We start from the raw sequence: 25165 nt of genomic DNA on the forward strand, positions 1-25165 counted from the left end.
GTACCTGCGGATTACATCATCACCACGTCAAACTGCTCCGGGTTATAGAGCGGCTCTATCTGCACTTTTACCTGTTTGCCGACGAAGATTTCCACTTCTGCCAGCGCGTGGGACTCTTCCCCTTTCAGGGCTTCCGCCACCGAAGGAGAAGCATAGACCAGGAAGCGGTCGGAGTCGTAGGCGTGATGCACACGAACAATCTCCCGCATGATCTCATAGCAGACCGTTTCCACCGTCTTCACCGTGCCGCGGCCATGACAGGTCGGGCACTCGTTGCACAGCACATGCTCCACGCTCTCACGGGTGCGCTTGCGGGTCATCTCAACCAGCCCAAGCTGGGAGAAGCCGTTGATGCTGGTTTTCACGCGATCTTTACTCAGCGCCTGCTCCAGGGAGTGCAGCACGCGGCGGCGGTGGTCTTCGTTACTCATATCGATAAAGTCGATGATGATAATACCACCCAGATTGCGCAGACGAAGCTGACGCGCAATGGCCTGCGTCGCTTCAATATTGGTATTGAAAATGGTGTCGTCCAGATTGCGGTGACCGACAAACGCCCCGGTATTGATATCCACGGTGGTCATCGCTTCGGTCTGGTCGATAATCAGATAGCCACCGGACTTGAGTTCGACTTTACGTTCCAGCGCGCGCTGGATTTCGTTCTCGACATCGTAGAGATCGAAGATCGGCTGGCGTCCGGTGTAGTGCTCCAGCAGACCCGGCATTTCCGGAATGTACTCGGCGGTAAATTCGAGCAGCGCATCATAGGTCAGACGGGAATCGACGCGGATGCGATCCAGCTGGGCATCGGCGAAGTCGCGCAGTACGCGCTGGGCCAGCGCCAGCTCACCGTACAGCTGATAGCGCGTCTGGTTGCGTTTTTTACGCTCCATCACCTTGGTCCAGACGCGTTTCAGGTAGGCGGCATCAGAGGCGAGGTCTTCTTCGCTGATCCCCTCTGCGGCGGTGCGAATGATAAACCCGCCCTGCTCATCACAGTAGGCGCCAACCACTTTTTTCAGCCGGTCGCGCTCGCTTTCGCTCTCTATACGCTGGGAAACGCCAACGTGAGAGGCGCCAGGCATAAAGACCAGATAACGGGAAGGTAAGGTGATGTCGGTGGTCAGACGCGCGCCTTTGGTGCCCAGCGGATCTTTTACCACCTGCACTATCAGATCCTGGCCCTGACGCACCAGCTCGGAGATATCACGGACGGTAAACTGCTTTTGCTCTTCACCCGCCACGCATTCGGTGTGCGGCATGATATCGGAGGCATGCAGAAATGCCGCTTTATCCAGGCCAATATCTACAAATGCCGCCTGCATACCCGGCAGGACACGACTGACACGACCTTTGTAGATATTGCCTACTATTCCGCGCCGCGCTTCACGCTCGATATGAATTTCCTGAAGAATTCCGCCATCGATATAGGCCACACGGGTTTCCGAGGGCGTTACGTTTACCAACAATTCAGCCGTCATAATTATCCCTTCCCTCACGCAGTGAGTTAAAATTGCTTAGCAACTCATACGTTTCCACCAGCGGTAAGCCGACTACGGCGTGATAGCTGCCATTGATCTTCCTGACAAAACAGCCACCCAACCCTTGAATACCGTATGCACCTGCTTTATCCATTGGTTCACCGCTGGCGATATAACCGGCGATATCCTCTTCTGTGAGTACTCTGAACGTGACATCGGTGACCACCAGACAGTCGAGCACGTGCTGGCGGTCTGCCAGCGCGACGGCGGTCATCACCTGATGCGTATGGCCGGACAATTTGCGCAGCATCGTAAACGCATGCTCATCGTCGTGCGGTTTCTCGAGGACTTCACCGTTAAGGATCACGATGGTATCTGCGCCCAGCACCGGTAAATCACGCGGCGCCTGCGCCACGCCTGCCTGCGCTTTCTCCCGTGCCAGACGGGAAACATACTGTTGTGCGCTTTCACCCTCGGCACGTTGCTCTTCAATGCCGGTGACGATGCGTTCAAAAGATACCCCTAACTGCGTCAGGAGTTCCTGACGGCGCGGGGAGCCGGAAGCGAGATACAAAGACGTCATAGAAACCTTTTATTGCACGGCAAATTGCTGGCGAACCTTACGCATCAGCAGGAACAACCATGGCCAGAGCACACCGTTTACTACACTACTCCAGAACACTTCCGGACGGAAAGAGACGTTGATCACTAAAAACTCTGCCCAGAAAACAATGATATCCGCGGCCATGGATAACAACATCACCACCAGCGCCTGTTGCCAGAGCGCCAGATTACGAAAGAGCTGGAATTTCAGAGCGACCAGGTATGCGATGATACTCATGGACAGAGCGCGAACGCCAAGCGTTGAGCCACTAATCAGATCCAGTATGGCACCCATCACAAAACCTGTGCCCACATTTACGCGGTGCGGCAGGGCGAGGATCCAGTAGAGCAGAATAAGCAGCACCCAGTTTGGCCGGAAAACGAGAATGTCGTCCGGCCAGGGCATCACTTGCAGCAACAGCGCGATCAAAAACGAGAGCCAGATAACCCAGCGTCCCTGGCTACGGTAGCTTGCCACTATTGCCCTCCCGGGGAGAGTTGCGGTGGCGGTGGCGCATCAGGCGGCGGCTGGGTCAGCCCGGTTGCCGGCGCAGGAACTGGCGCAGGCGGCCCCATCGAGTTTGGTGCAGGCAGAACCTGCGGCATCATCTGCATCAGACGTTCATTCGCCACGCGATGCACATCTTCCGGTGTCATCGGGTTAGTGCCGTTACGATCGGCACCCCACAGCAGCAGCAGATAGCGCAGGCGCTGCAGACCCGCCGTTGGACGAGCCTGAATCACGGTGTAGGCGCGCTGGGTATCCAGCTTCACGGAGGAGACCACCCCAACCGGATAACCTTCCGGGAAGCGACCGCCCAGACCCGATGTCACCAGCACATCGCCCACGCGAATATCGGTATTCGCCGGCAGATGTTCCAGCTGCAGATCGTCCGTACAGCCGTTACCGGCCGCAATCACGCGAATATCGTTACGCAGTACCTGGATCGGCAGCGCATGGGTGGCATCACAAATCAGCAGCACGCGGCTGGTCAGCTTCGCGACCGCAACCACCTGGCCGACGACGCCTTTATCGCTGATCACCGGCTGGCCTTCGTACACACCATTGACGCTGCCCTTGTCTATCACCACCTGATCGCTGTACGGATCGTTAACGGTGGAGATCACCTGGGTCACCATCTTCTGCTCATCCTGACGCAGCGGGGAACCCAGCAGCTCACGCAGACGAGCATTCTCCTGCTTGTACTGGCCCAGCATCAGTATCTCGCTGTTTTTCAGCAGCAGTTCCTGACGTAACGCGCGGTTTTCAAGTTCGAGTTGATCGCGTGAGGACAGGGTTTGCGAGACGCTGTCGAGTAATTCACGGGGACCATTTGATACAAAGTAGAAAGGACTGACGGCGGTATCCATGTACGTTCTGATCTGGCTGAACGTACCGAGGCGGCTATCGGCAATAATGACACCAAGCGCTACCAACACCCCAAGGATCAGGCGAAACTGTAGCGACGGGCCACGGCTAAAAATTGGCTTCATAGGCTATGCGTACTCTCGCGTCAGAGAGAAAGGGTAGCCATCCGCTACCCTTTCACACCTGACTACTCTTCGCTGAACAAGTCGCCGCCGTGCATGTCGATCATTTCCAGCGCCTTGCCGCCGCCACGGGCTACGCAAGTCAGTGGATCTTCTGCAACTACGACAGGAATTCCTGTCTCTTCCATCAACAGGCGGTCGAGGTTACGCAGCAGCGCACCACCACCGGTCAGAACCATACCGCGCTCAGAGATATCGGAAGCCAGTTCCGGCGGGCACTGCTCGAGGGCAACCATGACGGCGCTGACGATGCCGGTCAACGGCTCTTGCAGCGCTTCGAGGATTTCGTTGGAGTTCAGGGTAAAGCCACGTGGAACGCCTTCGGCCAGGTTACGACCGCGCACTTCGATCTCGCGCACTTCGTCACCCGGGTAAGCAGAACCGATTTCGTGCTTAATACGCTCTGCGGTGGCTTCACCGATCAGAGAGCCGTAGTTACGGCGAACGTAGTTGATGATGGCTTCATCGAAGCGGTCACCACCGATACGTACGGAAGAGGAGTAAACCACACCATTCAGGGAGATAACGGCCACTTCAGTGGTACCGCCACCGATATCCACCACCATGGAGCCGGTCGCTTCGGAAACCGGCAGGCCAGCACCGATAGCGGCAGCCATTGGCTCTTCAATCAGGAAGACTTCACGCGCACCAGCGCCCTGAGCGGATTCACGAATAGCACGACGTTCTACCTGGGTAGCGCCAACCGGCACACACACCAGAACACGCGGGCTTGGACGCATAAAGCTGTTGCTGTGCACCTGTTTGATAAAGTGCTGAAGCATTTTCTCGGTCACGAAGAAGTCAGCGATAACGCCGTCTTTCATCGGACGAATGGCAGCGATATTACCCGGCGTACGACCAAGCATCTGCTTAGCGTCATGGCCGACGGCCGCTACGCTTTTCGGTGAACCAGCACGATCCTGACGAATGGCCACAACTGAAGGCTCATTCAGTACGATGCCTTGTCCTTTTACATAAATGAGGGTATTCGCGGTACCCAGGTCAATGGACAGGTCATTGGAAAACATGCCACGAAATTTTTTCAACATACTAAGGGATAATCCTGAAAGCTGGGGCGGAAAACAAAATCCGCTTACTTTACCAACCACACGCAGCAGCGACAAGGCGCAAAAATCGCCTGCTACGGTGAAAATTTGTGCAGCACGTTTCCTTTGTTACAAATCGTCGCCTGACTCCCTCAGGGCTGAGAAAAAACAGCGTTCCTCACGTTCATTTGTAACCCGTTAAAGGTCGCTCACTGTCATTTTGCTCGTCATACATCACGCTACAGGCGCGATATTCTACGTGAAAACTCACTAAACGGCAGGTTAAACAGAGTATCTTTGCGAATATTTTTTCACATTGCTGTCAAGAGGCTGAGAGGCCGCAAAAAAATCTCCTTGACCCCCTGTAACTCCGCGCTCTGTCAACGTATGCCATTCCGTTCGTGACCGTACACCTGTGGCAAATACATGCGTTTGCGTTCCCTTACAGGCTTCAACCAGGCTCTGTACCAGCAGCTGGTTTTCCGTACGTTTTTCGATATTCCTTACCAGCCCCGGATGCAGCTTCAGCAGCTCTACCTCCAGCGCCTTAATCCAGCTGGTGCTGACCAGTGTCAGACCCGCCTGCGTCACCGCCACACGAGCCCCCAACGCATTGATCAGCCGAACGACCGGCTGTAACCGACTGATGTGTTGACAAACATCCGCCTCTGCAAGTTCAAAAATAATCCGTCTACGCTGCGATTTTTCACATTGCATCAGCACATCGCGCAGCCAGCGCTGGAATCGCGGGCGGATCAACGACTCTACCGTCACCTGCAGCGCCAGATGTTCTTCCGGCCAGAAGGATAAGAATGGCATCAATCGCGAAATTTGCTGGCGGTCATACTCTTCGGACAGACCAAACTGCAATACCATCGGCAGATACTCCGCCGACACCACCTCTTCGTTGCCGTCAAAGATGCGGCAGAGCAGCTCCCGGTGATGGACCTGGCCGTTGGCCAGTACCGCCGGCTTTTGGTAAATCCGCGGCCCGCCGCGGGTGAGCATCTGTTCAATCAAGGTCCGCCAGCGCACGTTGCCGCGCCCTTTCTCCGGCAGGGAGTCATCATAAACCGCCCAGCCGTTGGCCCCCTGCAATACGGCATTGCGGGTAGCGGCTTCCGCGTGCTCCATCACCTGCTCGGTGGTCTGACCGCCGCGCCAGGCACAAATGCCGATATGCACCATGTCATCACGATCCAGCATTTTGCTGGGCGGCAGCGCATCCACCGACTTTAACAGCAGGCTGGCAATGCTCTCTGACTCTTTCAGGGTGCGATGCGGCAGCAACACGGCGTAATCACTGCGGTGATAGCGTGCCAGCAGCGCGCCGGGATAGCGCATCATAAAGGTGGAAAGCATATTGATGAGCATAAACAGATGCTCTTCCGCCACCGCCCGCCCCCAGTTGTCTTTCAGCAGGTCAAAGTCCGGCAGGCGGACAAGCATCACCACCCCGTGCGAGCCCACTTTCTCAGGATCTTCCAGCAGGGTAGCCAGCTGATTATCAAAGAAAAGACGATTGTTGAGGCCGGTTTTGTTGTCCTGGGCGGCATAGGAGCGGATCAGCGTATCCATTCGGCTGCGCTGGTCGCTGGCAAACTGAATTTCGGACAGCAGAACATCCAGCGCACTGCTGGTGCGTGACGGCCATTCATAGACGGACCCGCGCACCTGGGCCCCACGTTCTCCGTTAAGGATCCGCACCGAACGCGACTCCAGCAGCTCCTGCCCCGAGAGCTGGCGACGCAGCCAGCGCACCGCCAGGAAGATCAGCACCACCACGAAGATCACCGCCACCGTCAGCGGCGCAGTGGTCATCAATGAACGAAAATAACTGTTCATCGGGTCCAGATAGGCCAGGCTTATGGTCATACCGGGGTTTTTCAGGGAGGGGACGGTTAGCTCGAAAATCTGGGGGGGCGCACCGGCCGGCCGATAACCCTTTTGCCCGCTGTGGCTGAAAATGGTTTTTCCGCCCTGCTTAATCTCCACACGCGTGATATCAACCGGAGCCATCAGCTCGTCCAGCTGACGGGAAAGTTCTGGAAAGGGCGTGCTGACAAGGCGGGAGTCAACCACCGACGCCACGGACTGGACGCGGTTCACCAGCTTTCCCTGGATCGCATTATAAAAACTGAGCGAGCAGCCGATCAGGGTGACAAAGATGGTCAACCCGGTTAGCAAGGCGATAAAAGCGGAGAACTTCGTCGATAATCGCATCCTTGAGATTACTCCGTGAGTTGATGAGGATAGCAAGTGAGCACTAACTCGCAATACGGCATCGGCATACTACCAAATCCGGTGTATCTGGCAATTTATTGCGTTAAATCGGCATTGCATGTCAATGAGCGAGTATAGTCTTCAAAAAATTTTTTCCAATCATCATGCTGAGTAAGGAATTCGTATGCAGGCTTTGATCTTAGAACAGCAGGAAGGCAAAACTCTTGCATCAGTGCAATCTATCGAAGAGAGCCGCCTGCCGGAAGGGGCCGTGACCGTTGATATCGACTGGTCCAGTCTGAATTACAAAGACGCGCTCGCCATTACGGGCACCGGCAAGATTATTCGTAATTTCCCAATGGTTCCAGGTATCGACTTTGCGGGCCGTGTGCACGCCAGCGAAGACCCGCGTTTCCATGTCGGCCAGCAGGTGCTGCTGACCGGCTGGGGCGTGGGCGAAAATCACTGGGGCGGGCTGGCCGCGCAGGCACGCGTCAACGGCGACTGGCTGGTGCCAATGCCGAACGGGCTCGATGGCCGCAAGGCGATGATCATCGGCACCGCCGGGTTTACCGCCATGCTGTGCGTGATGGCGCTGGAAGAGGCCGGGGTCACCCCGCAGTCCGGTGAAGTAGTGGTAACAGGTGCCAGCGGCGGCGTCGGCAGTACCGCGGTTGCCCTGCTGCACAAGCTGGGCTATCAGGTGGCGGCGGTTTCCGGCCGTGAAAGCACCCATGACTATCTGCGTTCCCTGGGTGCCAGCCGCATTCTGGGCCGCGACGAGTTCGCTGAGACCCGCCCGCTGGAGAAACAGATCTGGGCCGGTGCCGTCGATACCGTCGGGGATAAAGTGCTGGCGAAAGTGCTGGCGCAGATGAACTACGGCGGTTGCGTGGCGGCGTGCGGCCTGGCGGGCGGTTTTGCCCTGCCGACCACGGTGATGCCGTTTATTCTGCGCAACGTCCGCCTGCAGGGCGTCGATTCGGTGATGACCCCGCCAGAGCGTCGCGCCCGGGCATGGGAGCGACTGGTTCGCGATCTGCCAGCCTCCTTCTATACGCAAAGCGCCACCCAGATTAGCCTTGAGCAGGCCCCGGAGTATGCCGCGAAGATCATCAGTAACCAGATCCAGGGCCGTACGCTGGTGAAGCTGGGTTAATCTTCAAATTTTCGTGACATATTCGCTTTAACCCTGCTCCTCCGTCATGCTTAGAAAAACGCATGACGGAGGATGCCATGAAAGTGAAACCCCTGACGGAAGCCGATATCACCGCGGAATCCGTTTTTATGCTCAAGCGCCGCCAGATCCTGAAGATGCTGGGGATCGGTGCCGGTGCGCTGACGCTCTCGCCTCTCGCCCAGGCCGACCTGCTGGACTGGTTTAAGGGCAACGATCGTCCGAAAGCGCCCTCCGGGAAGCCCCTGACCTTTACCCAGCCCGCCCAGTGGCAAAGCAACCTCGCCAAAACCCCTGAAGAGAAAGTGACAGGCTATAACAACTTCTATGAGTTCGGCCTGGATAAAGCCGATCCGGCGGCCAACGCCGGCAGCCTGAAGACCGATCCCTGGACGCTGAAAATCGACGGGGAAGTGGCAAAACCCCTGACCCTTGATTATAACGATTTGACCACCCGCTTCCCGCTGGAAGAGCGTATCTACCGCATGCGCTGCGTCGAGGCCTGGTCGATGGTGGTGCCGTGGATTGGTTTTCCGCTGCATAAACTGCTGGCGATGGTAGAGCCCACCAGCAACGCGAAGTACGTCGCCTTTCAGACCCTTTACGCACCGGAGATCATGCCCGGTCAGAAAGACCGGTTCATTGGCGGCGGACTCGATTATCCGTACGTGGAGGGATTACGCATTGACGAAGCTATGCACCCTCTCACGTTGCTCACCGTTGGCGTGTACGGTAAAGCCCTGCCGCCGCAAAACGGCGCCCCCATCCGCCTGACCGTGCCGTGGAAATATGGCTTTAAGGGCATCAAATCGATCGTCAGTATCAAGCTGGCCCGCGAGCGCCCACCTACCACCTGGAACCTCGCGGCCCCGAATGAGTACGGCTTCTACGCTAACGTGAACCCGCACGTGGATCACCCGCGCTGGTCGCAGGCCACCGAGCGGTTTATTGGCTCGGGCGGCGCGCTGGATGTCAAACGTCAGCCCACCCTGCTGTTTAACGGCTATGCCGACCAGGTAGCATCGCTCTACCGCGGTCTCGACTTACGGGAGTTTTTCTAAGTGCGTCTGACGGCAAAACAGATTACCTGGCTGAAGGTCGCCCTGCATCTTGCGGGGCTGCTTCCTTTTATATGGCTATTCTGGGCCATCAATCACGGCGGCCTGAGTGCCGATCCGGCAAAAGATATTCAACATTTTACCGGCCGCACCGCGCTGAAATTTTTACTGGCGACCCTGCTGGTCTCCCCTCTGGCGCGCTACGCGAAACAGCCCTTACTGATCCGCACCCGCCGCCTGCTTGGGCTATGGTGTTTCGCCTGGGCGACGCTGCACCTCACCAGCTATGCGTTTCTGGAGCTGGGGATTAACAATCTGGCTCTGCTGGGACGCGAACTGGTGACTCGTCCTTACTTAACCCTGGGGATTATCAGCTGGATAATTTTACTGGCATTGACCCTCACCTCTACCCAGTACGCCCAGCGAAAACTGGGAAGGCGCTGGCAACTTCTGCATAATTTTGTCTATCTTGTCGCGATCCTTGCCCCCATCCACTACCTTTGGTCAGTGAAAATCCTCTCGCCGCAGCCGATCATCTACGCTGTGCTGGCAGGTGTGCTTCTGGCATGGCGTTATAAGAAGTTTCGCCAGTGGTGGCGATAACGGGCGAAAATGTGCTGATTCCCGCAGATCGTTTATCCTTCCCGGGTGTTTATCCGAATGCTGTTGATAATCTTCCCTGATAAGACCAGTATTTAGCTGCCAAATGCTACGAAATCGTTATAATGTGCGACTTTGGTTTCCCCGACGGGTTTTTCAGACCCGGAAAGGGTGACAATCGCGCATCGAAGGTATATTTTGTTTTTTACCGGAGAATCGCAGGAGATAGCGGCACAATGGCTGACAAGTTTCACATCTTAGTTTTAAACGGACCGAACCTGAATATGCTCGGCACCCGTGAACCCGAGAAGTATGGCACGCTGACGTTAACCGATATTGTTAACCGTCTGGGTAGCGAAGCGGCGACGCTCAATGTGGAACTTGACCATTTTCAGTCAAACGCGGAGTACGCACTCATCGACCGCATTCATCAGGCTAAAGACACAACGGACTATATCCTGATTAATCCGGCCGCGTTTACGCACACCAGTGTTGCTATTCGCGACGCGCTGCTGGCAGTGAGCATCCCATTTATTGAGATCCACCTCAGCAACGTGCATGCGCGGGAGCCGTTCCGCCACCACTCCTACCTGTCGGATATCGCCTCTGGCGTCATCTGTGGACTGGGGGCTGACGGTTATTCATTCGCTTTACAGACAGCGGTAAAACGCCTGTCACAATCACACTAAACAAAGAGTACGGAACCCACTCATGGATATTCGTAAGATTAAAAAACTGATCGAGCTGGTTGAAGAATCAGGCATCTCCGAACTGGAAATTTCTGAAGGCGAAGAGTCTGTACGCATCAGCCGTGCCGCGCCAAACGCAGGCTTCCCGGTTATGCAACAAGCTTATGCTGCACCAATGATGCAGCAGCCAGCTCTGTCTAACGCTGTCGCTCCGGCGGCTACTCCAGCAATGGAAGCGCCAGCAGCAGCGGAAATCAGTGGTCACATCGTACGTTCCCCAATGGTTGGTACTTTCTACCGCACCCCGAGCCCGGACGCTAAAGCGTTCATCGAAGTGGGCCAGAAAGTTAACGCGGGCGATACCCTGTGCATCGTTGAAGCCATGAAAATGATGAACCAGATCGAAGCTGACAAGTCAGGTACTGTGAAAGCGATTCTGGTCGAAAGTGGTCAGCCGGTTGAATTTGACGAGCCGCTGGTCGTCATCGAGTAACGAGGCGAACATGCTGGATAAAATTGTTATCGCCAACCGCGGCGAGATCGCACTGCGTATTCTTCGTGCCTGTAAAGAGCTGGGCATCAAGACCGTCGCTGTGCACTCAAGCGCGGACCGCGATCTGAAACACGTATTACTGGCGGATGAGACGGTCTGTATCGGCCCGGCTCCGTCCGTAAAAAGCTATCTGAACATCCCGGCTATCATCAGCGCCGCTGAGATCACTGGCGCGGTAGCGATTCACCCGGGTTATGGCTTCCTCTCTGAGAACGCCAACTTTGCTGAACAGGTAGAACGCTCTGGCTTTATCTTCATCGGCCCGAAAGCCGACACCATCCGCCTGATGGGCGACAAAGTGTCTGCGATCACCGCGATGAAAAAAGCCGGTGTTCCAACCGTACCGGGCTCCGACGGTCCTCTGACCGACGACATGGATGCTAACCGTGCTCATGCGAAACGCATTGGCTACCCGGTTATCATCAAGGCGTCTGGCGGCGGCGGCGGTCGCGGTATGCGCGTTGTGCGCAGCGATGCTGAACTGGCTCAGTCCATCTCCATGACCAAAGCGGAAGCGAAAGCAGCTTTCAGCAATGACATGGTGTACATGGAAAAATACCTGGAAAACCCACGCCACATCGAAATTCAGGTGCTGGCAGACGGTCAGGGTAACGCGATCTATCTGGCGGAACGTGACTGCTCCATGCAGCGTCGTCACCAGAAAGTGGTCGAAGAAGCACCAGCGCCGGGCATCACCCCGGAACTGCGTCGCTACATCGGCGAGCGTTGCTCCAAAGCGTGCGTGGATATCGGCTATCGCGGGGCAGGTACCTTCGAGTTCCTGTTCGAAAACGGCGAGTTCTACTTCATCGAGATGAACACCCGTATTCAGGTTGAACACCCGGTTACCGAAATGATCACCGGCGTTGACCTGATCAAAGAGCAGCTGCGTATCGCGGCGGGTCAACCGCTCTCCATCAAGCAGGAAGAAGTTCAGGTTAAAGGCCATGCGGTGGAATGCCGTATCAACGCCGAAGATCCGAACACCTTCCTGCCGAGCCCGGGTAAAATCACGCGTTTCCACGCGCCGGGTGGCTTTGGTGTGCGCTGGGAGTCCCATATTTACGCCGGTTACACCGTACCGCCGTATTATGACTCAATGATCGGCAAGCTGATCTGCTACGGCGAATCCCGTGACGTGGCGATTGCCCGCATGAAGAACGCCCTGCAGGAGCTGATCATCGACGGTATCAAAACCAACGTTGATCTGCAGATGCGTATTATGAGCGACGAGAACTTCCAGCATGGTGGCACCAACATCCACTATCTGGAGAAGAAACTCGGTCTGAACGAGAAGTAATACAGCATCTTTACTAAAAGGCCGGATAATCCGGCCTTTTTTATTTTTGGGGCCTGGAACGCCCCATCATGTACAATCCCCGCTTTCTTCATCCACAAGGGACAAAAAATGGACAAACGTTTTGTTCAGGCCCACAAAGAAGCGCGTTGGGCGCTGTGGTTAACCCTTCTCTATCTCGCCGCGTGGTTAGTAACTGCTTACATACCTGACTCAGAGATCGGCATCACCGGTCTGCCGCACTGGTTTGAGATGGCCTGCCTGCTGATCCCGCTGGTGTTTATTCTGCTCTGTTGGGCGATGGTGAAGTTCATCTATCGCGATATTCCGCTGGAGGATGACGATAATGCAGCTTGAAGTAATCCTGCCGCTCGTCGCGTATCTGTTTGTTGTTTTTGGTCTTTCCGTTTACGCCATGCGTAAAAGAACGGCGGGCACCTTCCTGAACGAGTATTTCCTCGGTAGCCGCTCGATGGGCGGTATTGTGCTGGCGATGACCCTTACCGCCACCTATATCAGCGCCAGCTCCTTTATTGGCGGCCCGGGTGCAGCCTATAAGTACGGGCTGGGCTGGGTGCTGCTGGCGATGATCCAGCTGCCTGCCGTCTGGCTCTCGCTGGGTATTCTGGGGAAAAAATTCGCGATTCTGGCGCGCCGCTATAATGCGGTGACCCTCAACGACATGCTGTTTGCCCGCTATCAGAGCCGCCTGCTGGTCTGGCTGGCCAGCCTGAGCCTGCTGGTGGCCTTTATCGGCGCCATGACCGTGCAGTTTATCGGCGGCGCGCGCCTGCTAGAAACTGCCGCCGGGATCCCTTACGAAACGGGGCTGCTGATTTTTGGTATCAGTATCGCGCTTTACACAGCGTTTGGCGGTTTCCGCGCCAGCGTGCTCAACGACACCATGCAGGGCATGGTGATGCTGATTGGCACCATTGTGCTGCTGGTAGGCGTGGTGCATGCAGCGGGGGGTTTAACCCATGCGGTGGAAACGCTGCAGACCATCGATCCGAAGCTGGTGTCGCCGCAGGGCGCGGATGACATCCTCTCCCCTACCTTTATGACCTCCTTCTGGGTGCTGGTCTGCTTCGGGGTGATTGGTCTGCCGCATACGGCCGTGCGCTGCATCTCTTATAAAGACAGCAAGGCAGTACACCGGGGGATTATCATCGGCACCATCGTGGTGGCGATCCTGATGCTCGGTATGCACCTGGCCGGGGCACTGGGCCGGGCGGTGATCCCGGACTTAACCGTGCCGGACCTGGTGATCCCAACATTAATGGTAAAAGTACTGCCTCCGTTTGCTGCCGGGATCTTCCTTGCTGCTCCCATGGCGGCGATCATGTCGACAATTAACGCCCAGCTGCTGCAAAGTTCCGCTACGATCATTAAAGATCTCTACCTGAACATGCGCCCGGAACAGATGACTAATGAGCGTCGCCTGAAGAGGATGTCTGCGGTGATCACCCTGGTGCTGGGGGCGTTGCTGCTGCTGGCCGCGTGGAAGCCGCCTGAGATGATTATCTGGCTGAACCTGCTGGCATTTGGGGGTCTGGAAGCGGTGTTCCTCTGGCCGCTGGTGCTGGGCCTCTACTGGGAGCGCGCCAACGCGGCCGGTGCCCTGAGCGCAATGATCGTCGGTGGCGTGCTCTATGCCGTGCTCGCCTCCTTTAAAATTCAGTATCTGGGCTTCCATCCGATTGTGCCCTCGCTACTGCTAAGTTTGCTGGCGTTTGTAGTAGGGAACCGTTTCGGCCAATCCCTGCCGCAGGCAGCCGTGATTTCTACTGATAAATAAAGAGTTTTGCCATGCCGTGGATCCAACTAAAACTGAATACAACCGGTGCTAACGCCGAAGAGATGAGTGATGCGCTGGTAGAGACCGGTGCGGTCTCTGTCACCTTCCAGGACACGCATGACACTCCGGTGTTTGAACCGCTGCCGGGTGAAACCCGCCTGTGGGGCGATACCGACGTCATCGGCCTGTTTGATGCCGAAACTGATATGGCCGAAGTGGTCGCGATTCTGGAAAATCACCCGCTGCTGGGCGCTGGTTTTGCGCACAAGATTGAACAGCTGGAAGACAAGGACTGGGAACGCGAGTGGATGGATAACTTCCACCCGATGCAGTTCGGCAAGCGTCTGTGGATCTGCCCGAGCTGGCGCGACGTGCCGGACGAAAATGCGGTAAACGTGATGCTCGATCCGGGCCTGGCGTTCGGCACCGGCACCCACCCGACCACCTCCCTGTGCCTGCAGTGGCTGGATGGTCTGGATCTGGACGGTAAAACGGTGATCGACTTTGGCTGCGGATCCGGGATCCTCGCTATCGCCGCCCTGAAGCTGGGTGCCGCAAAAGCGATCGGGATCGACATCGATCCGCAGGCGATTCAGGCCAGCCGCGATAACGCGCAGCGCAACGGCGTCTCCGACCGTCTTGAGCTCTACCTGCCGAATGACCAGCCAGCGGTGATGAAAGCCGACGTGGTGGTCGCCAACATCCTGGCTGGCCCACTACGCGAGCTGGCACCGTTAATCAGCGTCCTGCCCGTTGAGGGCGGTCTGCTGGGCCTGTCCGGTATTCTTGCCAGCCAGGCTGAAAGCGTATGCGAAGCCTACACCGATCTCTTCGCACTCGACCCGGTGGTTGAAAAAGAAGAGTGGTGCCGCATTACCGGTCGTAAAAAGTAAGCGGTTATTCGTTTGCCTGTTTTTTAAACTCCCCTTTTGGTTAAGGAACAGGCAATCCAGCTATCACGATCATGTTCTAAAATGCGACGCAGATCGCAAAGAACCGCGGAAATCTGCTGCTTAAAACAGCAGATTATTCCGCTTAAGGTTTCATTCTTTAAGAAAAAACGAGAAGTTTTGGGAAATTGTAAGCGACCATAAAATCGCCACACGCATTTAAGTGAATGATTTGTATGGAATATAATTTTATGGCTTATGCTTTGTGCCTGATTCCATGATCTGCAACAGGTGATTGTTCAAAGTTTGGCCTTTCATCTCGTGCAAAAAATGCGTAAGATACGCCGCCTTGCAGTCACAGTATGGTCATTTCTTAACTCATGCGTATCGGAAACCACCAGCTCAGAAATCGCCTGATCGCAGCACCTATGGCAGGTATTACCGACCGGCCCTTCAGGACGCTGTGCTATGAGATGGGAGCAGGATTAACCGTTTCTGAGATGATGTCGTCTAACCCGCAGGTTTGGGAAAGCGATAAATCCCGTCTTCGGATGGTGCACATTGACGAACCAGGTATCCGCACCGTGCAAATTGCCGGGAGCGTGCCTGAAGAGATGGCAGACGCCGCGCGTATTAACGTGGAAAGTGGTGCCCAGATTATTGATATCAATATGGGGTGCCCGGCCAAAAAGGTGAATCGCAAGCTTGCAGGTTCAGCCCTTCTGCAATACCCCGACCAGGTGAAGTCCATCCTGACGGCGGTTGTCAGCGCAGTGGACGTTCCTGTTACGTTGAAGATTCGCACGGGTTGGTCGCCGGATCACCGTAACTGTGTAGAGATTGCCCAACTGGCCGAAGATTGTGGCATTCAGGCCCTGACCATACATGGACGCACCCGCGCCTGTTTGTTCAACGGCGAAGCTGAATACGACAGCATTCGGGCAGTTAAGCAGAAAGTTTCCATTCCGGTTATCGCGAATGGCGACATTACTGACCCGCTTAAAGCCAGAGCTGTGCTCGACTATACGGGAGCTGATGCTCTGATGATAGGACGTGCGGCTCAGGGAAGACCCTGGATCTTTCGGGAAATCCAGCATTATCTGGACACTGGGGAGCTGCTTGCCCCGCTGCCGCTGGCAGAGGTTAAGCGCTTGCTTTGTTCGCACGTTCGGGAATTGCATGACTTTTATGGTCAGACAAAAGGGTACCGAATTGCGCGTAAACACGTCTCCTGGTATCTCCAGGAGCACGCTCCAAATGACCAGTTTCGGCGCACATTCAACGCCATAGAGGATGCCAGCGATCAGCTGGAGGCGTTGGAGGCATACTTCGAAAATCTTGCGTAATGAAATAAAGAGCTGACAGAACTATGTTCGAACAACGCGTAAATTCTGACGTACTGACCGTTTCCACCGTTAACTCTCAGGATCAAGTAACTCAAAAGCCCCTGCGTGACTCGGTTAAACAGGCACTGAAGAACTATTTTGCTCAACTGAATGGTCAGGACGTTAACGACCTGTATGAGCTGGTACTGGCTGAAGTTGAACAGCCCCTGTTGGACATGGTGATGCAATACACCCGCGGTAACCAGACCCGTGCTGCCCTGATGATGGGCATCAACCGTGGTACGCTGCGTAAGAAACTGAAAAAGTACGGCATGAACTAATTTCGATTAGCTAAATGCTTGTATAAAAAGGCGCGAACCGGCATGGGGAAGCGCCTTTTTTTATGCCCTGCCTCTCCCCGTTTTGCTCCCCTCATCACGCTGCTAACAGCCGAAACGTAAACATCCGTCTGCCCACTTCTCAGCCGCTATTTTTCGTGTATATTTCCTGCACTCTTTTTCCTTTGTTGTCGGAAACTCCGAATGATCCGTAAGTATGGGTGGTTAGTCGTCTTCGCGATTAGCGTTTTCCTTTTTGATGCACTGATAATGCAGTGGATTGAGTTGATGTCTACGGAAACGGACAAATGCCGCAACATGGATTCGGTGAACCCACTCAAGCTCATCAATTGCTCGGATCTGGATTAATCCCCTGGTTTCCCTCGAAAAATGTGCGGGCTTAAAAGCCTTTGAGGCATCCCTGTTGGATGATAATGTCTCAGCCCGTCACACCCGGTATCACGTAATACCTCCCTGCGTCTGAGTTGATGAGATCATGCTGGTTAGCCAATACGACCAACTTCTTGTGGTTATCTCTTTTGTTGTCGCCATTCTTGCCTCCTACACCGCCCTGAATATGGCAGGCCGGGTTGTTGGCAGTACGGGCGTCGCGGCACGTATCTGGCTGACGGGCGGCGGTATTGCCATGGGTATCGGCATCTGGGCTATGCATTTTATCGGCATGCTGGCGATGGATGTCTCCATGCGGCTGAACTATAACCTGCCGCAAACGGCCCTCTCGATGTTCATTGCTATCGGTGCCTCACTGTTCGCCCTCTGGCTGGTGAGCCGGGATCACTTGCGCAGGCGTCGTTTGTCCACCGGCGCAGTGATTCTGGGCACCGGCATCGTCGCGATGCACTACACCGGAATGGCGGCATTGCAGGTTGAGCCCGCTATCGTCTGGGATATGCGCTGGGTTGCGCTGTCGGTAGTGATTGCCCTGCTCGCCTCGCTGGCCGCCCTGTGGCTCACGTTTCGTCTGCGTCGCGATGCCGCCCAGGTCGCGCTGATGCGTGCGGGCGCCGCCGTGCTGATGGGCGTTGCCATTGCCGGCATGCACTACACCGGGATGAAGGCCGCCCAGTTCCCGGTTCAGACCCATATGCATCATCAGGGCGTAAACGGCAGCTGGCTGGCGGTGCTGGTGAGCGTCGTTGCGCTCTCCATTCTGGGCATTACGCTGCTGGTCTCGATGTTTGATGCCAGGCTACAGGCCCGCACCGCCCTTCTGGCCTCGTCGCTGGCGGAAGCGAACCGCGAACTGGCGCAGCTGGCGCTGCACGACACGCTCACGCGCCTGCCAAACCGCGTCCTGCTGGAGGACCGTCTTGAACAGGCGATTAACAAAGCCGATCGCGAAGGGAAGCTCTTCGCGCTGCTGTTTATGGATTTGGACGGCTTCAAAGCCGTCAACGATGCCTACGGGCATGACACCGGTGATAAGCTGCTGGTTGCCGTTACCGAACGTCTGAAACAGCCGCTGAAAGGTCAGTACACCCTTGCCCGTATTGGCGGCGACGAGTTTGTGCTGCTGGCCGAGATCGATACCCCGAATGATGCCGCATCGCTGGCAAGCTCGCTGGTGCATGCGATCGACCAACCCTTCAGCCTTGAGCTGTACGACCTGATGGTGACCCTCAGCGTGGGGATTGCTATCTATCCGCACGATGGTAAAAACCAGCGGGAGCTGATGTTTAACGCCGATGCGGCGATGTACCACACCAAGCATATGGGGCGTAACGGCTACCATTTCTTCCAGCCGTCGATGAATACCCTGGCGCAGAAACAGCTGCAGCTGATGAACGATCTCTGGCTGGCGCAGGAGCGCCAGGAACTGCATCTGGTTTATCAGCCGAAGTTCCAGGCCCCGGTTGGCCCCATCGTTGGCTTTGAGGCCTTGCTGCGCTGGCAGCATCCTTCGCAGGGGTTGTTATCCCCTGACCAGTTCCTGCCGCTGGCAGAAAAGAGCGGGCTGATTATTCCTATCGGCAACTGGGTGATCGATGAGGCCTGCCGCCAGCTCCGCGTCTGGCATCTTGAAGGGCATACAGAATGGTCGATGGCGGTGAACCTCTCCACGCTACAGTTTGAACAGCCCCAGCTGGTAGATACGGTGATGAACAGCCTGGCGCGACACCGAATTCCGCCCCATACCCTGATCCTGGAAGTGACCGAAACGACGGCCATGAATAACCCGGATGAGAGCGTGCGGGTGCTGACCGAACTGACGCAGGCGGGGGTGAAAGCGTCCATCGATGATTTTGGTACGGGCTATTCCAGCCTGCTGTACCTGAAAAAGCTGCCGGCCTGTGAGCTGAAAATCGATCGGGCGTTTGTCAAAGATCTCAACGGCGAAGGTGACGATGCCACTATCGTTTCCGCCATTGTGGCGCTGGCAAAGACCCTCAACCTGAAGGTGGTTGCCGAAGGGGTGGAAACCCAGGAGCAACAAACGTTTTTGACCGAGCTGGGGTGTAACACCTTGCAAGGTTATCTGCTGGGAAAACCCGTTTCGGCGCAGACCATTAAGGCCCTGAGCCACGATCCGCAAGCCATGCTGGCGCAGCAAATCTGACCGGGCCGGTTCCGCTACGAGGCGGCCTCAAAAAACCGGCGCGCCGCCGGGGCCGCCGGTAACGTCGAGAGGATGTTATCCACCAGCTCCGGGGCCTGTTGATACAGATCCAGCCTTTCCGGGCTCATTAACCAGTTCTTAATCAGCCCGCAAAAAAAGCCGTGAAAAACAATTAACGTCATATCGATATTGATCTGCGTTGAAATACGCCCTGCCGCAATGCATTTTTTCAGGATTTGGCGAACGTTTTCATAGTTGAAGCCGATCCGCTCCCGAATTTCATATTCTGAAATCATGCCCGATTCAAATTCGCATTTGTGATACAGGATCTGCAATAGCGTGCGCTGACGACGATCCCGGGCAATATATTGCAAAGCGGTAACAAACAGTTCACGTAAAATAAATAACGGATCGTCCTCTTTTCCCTGAGATAACAAACCGCGGATTATCTCGCGCAGCGGGCATTGCTCCTGCCAGATGGCGTTAAATATCTCCGTTTTGCTGCTGAAATGCCAGTAAACGGCCCCCCGGGTCAGGCTGGCGGCATCAGCAATATCGGTCAGCGTGGTGTTTGCCACACCCCGTACGGCAAACTGCTCGATCGCTGCCTCAATCAACAACTGGCGTGTCTTCTGCGCCTCGGCCTTCGTTTTGCGCGCCATAGGGAGTCACTCTATTAACGGATTAATTACATTTATCAAACAACGGTGATAATCGTCAGAACGTGAATTATCCATCACTGCGGAAAATAATTTTGAACAAAAAACGTCAACGCGCTTAATTTATAAATCTCAATGATATTTGAATATGATTTCATTCATTAAATACATATGTACATCTAAAGCAAAACGGATGTGAATCCATAATCTGAAATGCTATCCCGTTGTTTAATCACATTCAGCCCCGTTTTTTTTCTCTTCAATTCTTTCTCCGCACTTATAAATCAAAAAGCCGCCCGGCCATTCTTTATTATGGCGCCCGCCGTTTTCTGTTTACCTCCTCTTAACGCTTAACCGCTGTCGGTTAATGCGGGTTGATGATTTTGAAGGAATAGCCATGACGCCTCATTTCAGGTATTTACCCTTATCCGGTTTTATCATCGGTGCCGCATTACTCGTGGGTTGTGATGACCACAGTGAACAAGCCCAGCAGCCGCCTTCACCGCAGGTTGTGGTCCATGTTGTGAAAAGCGCACCGCTGGTTGTTACCACCGAACTGCCAGGCCGTACCGATGCGTATCGCGTCGCAGAGGTTCGCCCCCAGGTGAGCGGCATTGTCCTGAAGCGCAACTTTACCGAGGGCAGCGACGTAAAAGCAGGGGAATCGCTGTATCAGATCGATCCGGCCACCTATCAGGCTGCCTTTGACAGTGCGTCAGGCGAGCTGGCCAAAGCTCAGGCCGCTGCCAACATCGCCCACCTGACCGTGAAACGCTATTTACCGCTCATGGGCACCCAGTACGTCAGTAAGCAGGAGTACGATCAGTCCGTTGCCACTGCCCGGCAGGCCGATGCTTCGGTGATTGCGGCCAAGGCGGCCGTCGAGACCGCGCGCATTAATCTGGCTTATACCAAAGTGACATCCCCTATCAGCGGGCGTATCGGCAAATCCAGCGTCACCGAAGGAGCGCTGGTCGCGAACGGCCAGGCCTCGGCGCTGGCTACGGTGCAGCAGCTGGATCCGATTTATGTCGATGTGACCCAATCCAGCAACGATTTTATGCGTCTTAAGCAGTCCAGCCTGCAGACGGGCGATGGCGCCAGCAGCGTACAGCTGCTGATGGAGAATGGGCAGCCGTACCCGCTGAAAGGCTCGCTGCAGTTCTCCGATGTCACCGTGGACGAGAGCACCGGCTCCATTACCCTGCGGGCGATCTTCCCCAACCCGCAGCATATCCTGTTGCCCGGCATGTTTGTCCGGGCGCGCATTGATGAGGGCACCCAGCCCCACGCCATCCTGGTGCCGCAGCAGGGGGTCACTCGCACCCCACGCGGTGAGGCCAGCGTGATGGTGGTGAATGCGAAAAATCAGGCCGAAGCGCGAAGCGTTGTCGCCCCTCAGGCAATTGGCGATCAATGGCTGATCGCTGACGGCCTGCAGGAGGGCGATCGGGTGATCGTCAGCGGGCTGCAAAAAGTGCGTCCTGGCGTCGCGGTTATCGCAACGCCAGATACCGCCGCGCAGAAAGCGGGATAAGGAACAGAGCATGGCCAACTTCTTTATTCAGCGCCCGGTTTTTGCGTGGGTTCTTGCCATCATCCTGATGATTGCGGGCGGGCTGGCGATCCTGAAGCTGCCGATCGCCCAGTATCCCACCATTGCCCCGCCTGCCGTGGCGATCTCGGCGACCTACCCCGGCGCTGACGCGCAGACGGTGCAGGATACGGTGACCCAGGTGATCGAGCAGAACATGAACGGCATCGATAATCTGATGTACATGTCCTCCACCAGCGATTCGGCGGGCAGCGTGACCATCACCCTGACCTTCCAGTCGGGTACCGACCCGGATATCGCCCAGGTTCAGGTGCAGAACAAGCTGCAGCTGGCGATGCCGCTGCTGCCGCAGGAAGTACAGCAGCAGGGGATCGGCGTGGAGAAATCGAGCAGCAGCTTCCTGCTGGTAGCGGGCTTCGTCTCGGACAATAAAGACCTGAGCCAGGACGATATCTCTGACTATGTGGCCTCTAACGTCAAGGATGCCATCAGCCGCACCTCCGGCGTGGGGGATGTGCAGCTGTTTGGCGCGCAGTATGCGATGCGTATCTGGCTGGATGCGAATAAGCTGAACGCCTATAAGCTGACGCCGCTGGACGTGATCAATCAGCTCAAAACCCAGAATAACCAGATTGCCGCCGGTCAGTTGGGCGGTACGCCGTCGGTGCCGGGCCAACAGCTCAACGCCTCGATCATCGCCCAGACGCGCCTGAAAACCGCCGAAGAGTTTGGCAACATCACCCTGAAGGTCAATCAGGACGGATCGATGGTGCATCTGAAAGATGTGGCCCGGATTGCGCCCGGCGGTGAAAACTACAACATGGTGACCAAAATTAACGGCCAGGCGGCGACCGGGCTGGGGATCAAGCTCGCCACCGGTGCCAACGCGCTGGATACCGCTGCGGCGATCAAAAGCAAACTGGCGCAGCTGCAGACCTTCTTCCCGCAGGGGCTGAAGGTGGTCTACCCCTACGACACCACGCCTTTTGTGAAGATCTCCATTCATGAAGTGGTGAAGACGCTGTTTGAAGCCATCATTCTCGTCTTCCTGGTGATGTACCTGTTCCTGCAAAACCTGCGGGCTACACTGATCCCGACCATCGCCGTGCCGGTGGTGCTGCTGGGCACTTTCGCGATACTGGCGGCGTTTGGCTTCTCCATCAACACCCTGACCATGTTTGGCATGGTGTTAGCGATAGGTTTGCTGGTGGATGACGCCATCGTGGTGGTGGAGAACGTCGAGCGCGTGATGGTGGAGGAGAAGCTGCCGCCAAAAGAGGCAACGCAAAAATCGATGTCGCAGATCCAGGGGGCGTTGGTCGGTATCGCCATGGTGCTGTCGGCGGTGTTCATCCCGATGGCCTTTTTCGGTGGTTCTACCGGGGCGATTTATCGTCAGTTCTCCCTGACGATTGTCTCCGCGATGGCGCTTTCCGTACTGGTGGCGCTGATCCTCACCCCAGCGCTGTGCGCCACCCTGCTTAAAGCGCCGGGCGAGCATCATGAGCACAAAGGCGGCTTCTTCGGCTGGTTTAATGCCCTGTTCGACAGGAGCGTGGCGCATTACAGCAACAGCGTCAGCCATATTCTGCGTAAGACCGGCCGCTACCTGGTGGTCTATGTCCTGATTGTCGGCGGCATGGCGGTACTGTTCCTGCGCCTGCCGACTTCGTTCCTGCCAGAAGAGGATCAGGGCGTCTTTATGACCATGGTGCAGCTCCCGGCGGGCGCCACCCAAACCCGCACTCAGCAGGTATTGGATCAGGTTGAGCACTATTATCTCACCACCGAAAAAGCCAACGTCGAGTCGGTCTTTACCGTTAACGGCTTCAGCTTCAGCGGCCAGGGGCAAAATGCCGGCGTGGCGTTTATCAGCCTTAAGCCCTGGGAGGAGCGCCCGGGTGCCGCTAACAGCGTTGGGGCCATCGTCAGCCGTGCCACGCGGGCCTTCAGCAAGATCAAAGATGGGCTGGTTTTCCCGTTTAACCTGCCCGCCATTATCGAACTGGGTACCGCGACAGGTTTTGACTTTGAGCTGATTGACCAGGCCAACCTGGGTCATAACCAGCTGACGCAGGCCCGAAACCAGCTGCTGGGCATGATCAAAGCCCACTCCGATCTGCTGGTTCGCGTGCGGCCTAATGGTCTGGAAGATACGCCGCAGTTTAAGCTGGATATCGATCAGGAAAAGGCCCAGGCGCTGGGGGTTAGCGTGTCGGACATCAACCAGACCATCTCTACCGCCCTGGGGGGGACCTACGTTAACGACTACATCGATCGTGGCCGGGTGAAGAAAGTTTATGTCCAGGCGGATGCGCAATTCAGGATGCTACCCGAGGATATCAATCGCCTGTATGTTCGCAGCGCCAGCGGTGAAATGGTGCCGCTTTCGGCATTCAGCCAGTCGCACTGGATCTACGGTTCGCCGCGCCTCGAACGCTATAACGGTACCCCGTCCATGGAGATCCTCGGTGAGGCCGCGCCAGGGAAAAGTACCGGTGAAGCGATGGTGTTAATGGAGCAACTGGCGGCGAAGCTTCCTACAGGTATTGGTTACGACTGGACGGGGATGTCATACCAGGAGCGGCTGTCAGGCAACCAGGCACCCGCCCTGTACGCCATCTCGCTGGTGGTAGTGTTCCTCTGCCTTGCTGCACTCTATGAGAGCTGGTCGATTCCGTTCTCGGTGATGCTGGTGGTGCCCTTAGGGGTGGTAGGTGCCCTGCTGGCCGCATCCCTGCGTGGGCTGAATAACGATGTCTATTTCCAGGTGGGTCTGCTCACCACTATCGGCCTGTCGGCAAAGAACGCCATTCTGATCGTCGAGTTTGCCAAGGACCTGATGGAGAAAGAGGGGAAAGGCATTGTTGAAGCCACGCTGGAGGCATCCCGCATGCGCCTGCGTCCGATCCTGATGACCTCGCTGGCGTTTATTCTCGGCGTGATGCCGCTGGTCATCAGCCACGGAGCTGGCAGCGGCGCGCAAAACGCCGTCGGTACCGGGGTGATGGGCGGCATGCTGTCGGCCACCCTGCTGGCTATCTTCTTTGTGCCGGTCTTCTTTGTGGTGGTTCGCAGACGCTTTACGCGTCATCAGGAACAGTAATCGATAAAGGCGCTTCGGCGCCTTTATTTATGATAATAAACAAAAAATTCGTTTTACCTATATATTCTTCTTATTAATTAGCACGCCAATGAATTGTTTGCTTGCGATTTTTAACTTGCACATTTAATCAATCCGCCTCCCTTATCTCTCCATAATTGGCATGCGTCAGAAGGATTCCTCCATCTTTTTTACAATCCAAATAATTTGAGATTATTCACTCTTCATGGCTGTTTTTAAGCGGTGGTAATATAGCCATCAGCTTTGCAGAAGACCTTACTGACTATATCGCAAAGTTAGATTTCATTTTGAGGTAACACCATGAAAAGATTCATTTCGGTTGCACTCCTTACCGCGTTACTTGCGGGCTGCGCGCACGACTCTCCGTGCGTACCGACATACGACGATCAAGGCCGACTGGTTCATACCAATACCTGTATGAAAGGGACCACACAGGACAACTGGGAAACTGCAGGGGCGATAGCCGGTGGCGCAGCAGCTGTTGCAGGCCTGACGCTGGGCATCATTGCCGTGTCTAAGTAATCCGGAAAGCGCGAATTCGTTCGCGCTTTTGCTTTTTCCGATTTAGGTTAATAAATAAACCTGCATTTACTCACATCTTTTTGCTGTTTTATTTTCTT

At 55.7% G+C, this 25165-nt stretch carries 23 protein-coding genes; 16 read left to right on the forward strand and 7 right to left on the reverse strand.

Going from position 1 to position 25165, the window contains the following annotated elements; all coding sequences use genetic code 11:
* Positions 1-11: 11 nt before the first annotated feature.
* The 6 genes from rng to csrD form a co-directional block, all read right to left on the reverse strand.
* Positions 12-1481: a ribonuclease G gene (gene rng / locus GNG27_RS20930; protein WP_156264741.1), complete on the reverse strand. Its 1470-nt coding sequence runs from the start codon at positions 1479-1481 to the stop codon at positions 12-14.
* The gene (locus GNG27_RS20935) at positions 1471-2064 is read right to left on the reverse strand and encodes a nucleoside triphosphate pyrophosphatase (RefSeq protein ID WP_142487292.1); all 594 of its coding nucleotides are present in this window, start codon (positions 2062-2064) and stop codon (positions 1471-1473) included. Before GNG27_RS20935 ends, rng begins: the two co-directional genes overlap by 11 nt.
* Before the next feature lie 9 nt (positions 2065-2073).
* Positions 2074-2562 (reverse strand): rod shape-determining protein MreD, encoded by a 489-nt coding sequence (gene mreD / locus GNG27_RS20940; RefSeq protein WP_032614566.1) that lies wholly within the window; start codon positions 2560-2562, stop codon positions 2074-2076.
* Positions 2562-3578 carry a rod shape-determining protein MreC gene (gene mreC, locus GNG27_RS20945; RefSeq protein WP_142487293.1) on the reverse strand — a complete coding sequence of 339 codons (1017 nt, stop codon included), beginning with the start codon at positions 3576-3578 and terminating at the stop codon, positions 2562-2564. The genes mreD and mreC overlap by 1 nt, the downstream gene beginning before the upstream one ends.
* Positions 3579-3640: 62 nt before the next feature.
* A complete protein-coding gene (gene mreB / locus GNG27_RS20950; protein ID WP_000913396.1) occupies positions 3641-4684 on the reverse strand; it encodes a rod shape-determining protein MreB in 1044 nt (347 codons plus the stop codon).
* A gap of 279 nt (positions 4685-4963) precedes the next feature.
* The gene (csrD, locus tag GNG27_RS20955; protein WP_156264742.1) at positions 4964-6904 is read right to left on the reverse strand and encodes an RNase E specificity factor CsrD; all 1941 of its coding nucleotides are present in this window, start codon (positions 6902-6904) and stop codon (positions 4964-4966) included.
* Between the two features lie 184 nt (positions 6905-7088).
* Between csrD and GNG27_RS20960 the strand changes: the two genes are divergently transcribed.
* From GNG27_RS20960 to GNG27_RS21020, 13 genes are all read left to right on the forward strand, one after another.
* Positions 7089-8063, forward strand: a complete 975-nt coding sequence (locus tag GNG27_RS20960) for an MDR family oxidoreductase (protein WP_156264743.1) — start codon at positions 7089-7091, stop codon at positions 8061-8063.
* A 77-nt stretch (positions 8064-8140) separates the two neighbouring features.
* Positions 8141-9142, forward strand: a complete 1002-nt coding sequence (msrP, locus tag GNG27_RS20965; RefSeq protein WP_156264744.1) for a protein-methionine-sulfoxide reductase catalytic subunit MsrP — start codon at positions 8141-8143, stop codon at positions 9140-9142.
* Positions 9143-9742, forward strand: coding sequence for a protein-methionine-sulfoxide reductase heme-binding subunit MsrQ (gene msrQ, locus GNG27_RS20970; RefSeq protein ID WP_156264745.1), 600 nt, complete (start codon positions 9143-9145; stop codon positions 9740-9742).
* A gap of 233 nt (positions 9743-9975) precedes the next feature.
* A complete protein-coding gene (gene aroQ, locus GNG27_RS20975) occupies positions 9976-10428 on the forward strand; it encodes a type II 3-dehydroquinate dehydratase (RefSeq protein WP_142487298.1) in 453 nt (150 codons plus the stop codon).
* A 22-nt stretch (positions 10429-10450) separates the two neighbouring features.
* Positions 10451-10921 (forward strand): acetyl-CoA carboxylase biotin carboxyl carrier protein, encoded by a 471-nt coding sequence (accB, locus tag GNG27_RS20980; RefSeq protein WP_142487299.1) that lies wholly within the window; start codon positions 10451-10453, stop codon positions 10919-10921.
* Between the two features lie 10 nt (positions 10922-10931).
* Positions 10932-12281: an acetyl-CoA carboxylase biotin carboxylase subunit gene (accC, locus tag GNG27_RS20985; RefSeq protein ID WP_142487300.1), complete on the forward strand. Its 1350-nt coding sequence runs from the start codon at positions 10932-10934 to the stop codon at positions 12279-12281.
* Between the two features lie 108 nt (positions 12282-12389).
* A complete protein-coding gene (locus GNG27_RS20990; protein WP_156264746.1) occupies positions 12390-12635 on the forward strand; it encodes a YhdT family protein in 246 nt (81 codons plus the stop codon).
* A complete protein-coding gene (panF, locus tag GNG27_RS20995; RefSeq protein ID WP_156264747.1) occupies positions 12625-14076 on the forward strand; it encodes a sodium/pantothenate symporter in 1452 nt (483 codons plus the stop codon). Before GNG27_RS20990 ends, panF begins: the two co-directional genes overlap by 11 nt.
* Before the next feature lie 11 nt (positions 14077-14087).
* A complete protein-coding gene (prmA, locus tag GNG27_RS21000; protein ID WP_156264748.1) occupies positions 14088-14969 on the forward strand; it encodes a 50S ribosomal protein L11 methyltransferase in 882 nt (293 codons plus the stop codon).
* A gap of 377 nt (positions 14970-15346) precedes the next feature.
* Positions 15347-16312: a tRNA dihydrouridine synthase DusB gene (dusB, locus tag GNG27_RS21005; protein WP_156264749.1), complete on the forward strand. Its 966-nt coding sequence runs from the start codon at positions 15347-15349 to the stop codon at positions 16310-16312.
* Between the two features lie 23 nt (positions 16313-16335).
* Entirely contained in the window at positions 16336-16632 is a 297-nt protein-coding gene (gene fis / locus GNG27_RS21010) for a DNA-binding transcriptional regulator Fis (RefSeq protein ID WP_000462905.1), read from the forward strand.
* Between the two features lie 201 nt (positions 16633-16833).
* Positions 16834-16998, forward strand: a complete 165-nt coding sequence (locus tag GNG27_RS21015) for a DUF2556 family protein (protein ID WP_142487305.1) — start codon at positions 16834-16836, stop codon at positions 16996-16998.
* A 127-nt stretch (positions 16999-17125) separates the two neighbouring features.
* Positions 17126-19207 (forward strand): bifunctional diguanylate cyclase/phosphodiesterase, encoded by a 2082-nt coding sequence (locus GNG27_RS21020; RefSeq protein ID WP_156264750.1) that lies wholly within the window; start codon positions 17126-17128, stop codon positions 19205-19207.
* A gap of 14 nt (positions 19208-19221) precedes the next feature.
* Here the strand turns inward: GNG27_RS21020 and envR are convergent, their stop codons facing one another.
* The gene (gene envR / locus GNG27_RS21025) at positions 19222-19869 is read right to left on the reverse strand and encodes an acrEF/envCD operon transcriptional regulator (RefSeq protein ID WP_156264751.1); all 648 of its coding nucleotides are present in this window, start codon (positions 19867-19869) and stop codon (positions 19222-19224) included.
* A gap of 394 nt (positions 19870-20263) precedes the next feature.
* Between envR and GNG27_RS21030 the strand changes: the two genes are divergently transcribed.
* The 3 genes from GNG27_RS21030 (at position 20264) to GNG27_RS21040 (ending at position 25067) form a co-directional block, all read left to right on the forward strand.
* A complete protein-coding gene (locus tag GNG27_RS21030; RefSeq protein ID WP_142487308.1) occupies positions 20264-21403 on the forward strand; it encodes an efflux RND transporter periplasmic adaptor subunit in 1140 nt (379 codons plus the stop codon).
* A 10-nt stretch (positions 21404-21413) separates the two neighbouring features.
* On the forward strand, positions 21414-24527 hold the full coding sequence (locus tag GNG27_RS21035; protein ID WP_156264752.1) for an efflux RND transporter permease subunit: 3114 nt from the start codon (positions 21414-21416) through the stop codon (positions 24525-24527).
* Between the two features lie 318 nt (positions 24528-24845).
* Positions 24846-25067, forward strand: a complete 222-nt coding sequence (locus GNG27_RS21040) for a lipoprotein (protein WP_142487310.1) — start codon at positions 24846-24848, stop codon at positions 25065-25067.
* The last annotated feature ends 98 nt before the right edge of the window (positions 25068-25165 follow it).

It is taken from the genome of Leclercia sp. 119287, assembly GCF_009734485.1.
GTDB classification, from domain to species: Bacteria; Pseudomonadota; Gammaproteobacteria; order Enterobacterales; family Enterobacteriaceae; genus Enterobacter; species Enterobacter adecarboxylatus_C.

Excerpts from the sequence above, each read along its gene's own strand:
- rng (WP_156264741.1), bottom strand. The coding sequence starts at position 1,481 with ATGACGGCTGAATTGTTGGTAAACGTAACGCCCTCGGAAACCCGTGTG.
- GNG27_RS20935 (WP_142487292.1), bottom strand. The coding sequence starts at position 2,064 with ATGACGTCTTTGTATCTCGCTTCCGGCTCCCCGCGCCGTCAGGAACTC.
- mreC (WP_142487293.1), bottom strand. The coding sequence starts at position 3,578 with ATGAAGCCAATTTTTAGCCGTGGCCCGTCGCTACAGTTTCGCCTGATC.
- mreB (WP_000913396.1), bottom strand. The coding sequence starts at position 4,684 with ATGTTGAAAAAATTTCGTGGCATGTTTTCCAATGACCTGTCCATTGAC.
- csrD (WP_156264742.1), bottom strand. The coding sequence starts at position 6,904 with ATGCGATTATCGACGAAGTTCTCCGCTTTTATCGCCTTGCTAACCGGG.
- GNG27_RS20960 (WP_156264743.1), top strand. The coding sequence starts at position 7,089 with ATGCAGGCTTTGATCTTAGAACAGCAGGAAGGCAAAACTCTTGCATCA.
- msrP (WP_156264744.1), top strand. The coding sequence starts at position 8,141 with ATGAAAGTGAAACCCCTGACGGAAGCCGATATCACCGCGGAATCCGTT.
- aroQ (WP_142487298.1), top strand. The coding sequence starts at position 9,976 with ATGGCTGACAAGTTTCACATCTTAGTTTTAAACGGACCGAACCTGAAT.
- accB (WP_142487299.1), top strand. The coding sequence starts at position 10,451 with ATGGATATTCGTAAGATTAAAAAACTGATCGAGCTGGTTGAAGAATCA.
- accC (WP_142487300.1), top strand. The coding sequence starts at position 10,932 with ATGCTGGATAAAATTGTTATCGCCAACCGCGGCGAGATCGCACTGCGT.
- GNG27_RS20990 (WP_156264746.1), top strand. The coding sequence starts at position 12,390 with ATGGACAAACGTTTTGTTCAGGCCCACAAAGAAGCGCGTTGGGCGCTG.
- panF (WP_156264747.1), top strand. The coding sequence starts at position 12,625 with ATGCAGCTTGAAGTAATCCTGCCGCTCGTCGCGTATCTGTTTGTTGTT.
- prmA (WP_156264748.1), top strand. The coding sequence starts at position 14,088 with ATGCCGTGGATCCAACTAAAACTGAATACAACCGGTGCTAACGCCGAA.
- dusB (WP_156264749.1), top strand. The coding sequence starts at position 15,347 with ATGCGTATCGGAAACCACCAGCTCAGAAATCGCCTGATCGCAGCACCT.
- fis (WP_000462905.1), top strand. The coding sequence starts at position 16,336 with ATGTTCGAACAACGCGTAAATTCTGACGTACTGACCGTTTCCACCGTT.
- GNG27_RS21015 (WP_142487305.1), top strand. The coding sequence starts at position 16,834 with ATGATCCGTAAGTATGGGTGGTTAGTCGTCTTCGCGATTAGCGTTTTC.
- GNG27_RS21020 (WP_156264750.1), top strand. The coding sequence starts at position 17,126 with ATGCTGGTTAGCCAATACGACCAACTTCTTGTGGTTATCTCTTTTGTT.
- envR (WP_156264751.1), bottom strand. The coding sequence starts at position 19,869 with ATGGCGCGCAAAACGAAGGCCGAGGCGCAGAAGACACGCCAGTTGTTG.
- GNG27_RS21030 (WP_142487308.1), top strand. The coding sequence starts at position 20,264 with ATGACGCCTCATTTCAGGTATTTACCCTTATCCGGTTTTATCATCGGT.
- GNG27_RS21035 (WP_156264752.1), top strand. The coding sequence starts at position 21,414 with ATGGCCAACTTCTTTATTCAGCGCCCGGTTTTTGCGTGGGTTCTTGCC.
- GNG27_RS21040 (WP_142487310.1), top strand. The coding sequence starts at position 24,846 with ATGAAAAGATTCATTTCGGTTGCACTCCTTACCGCGTTACTTGCGGGC.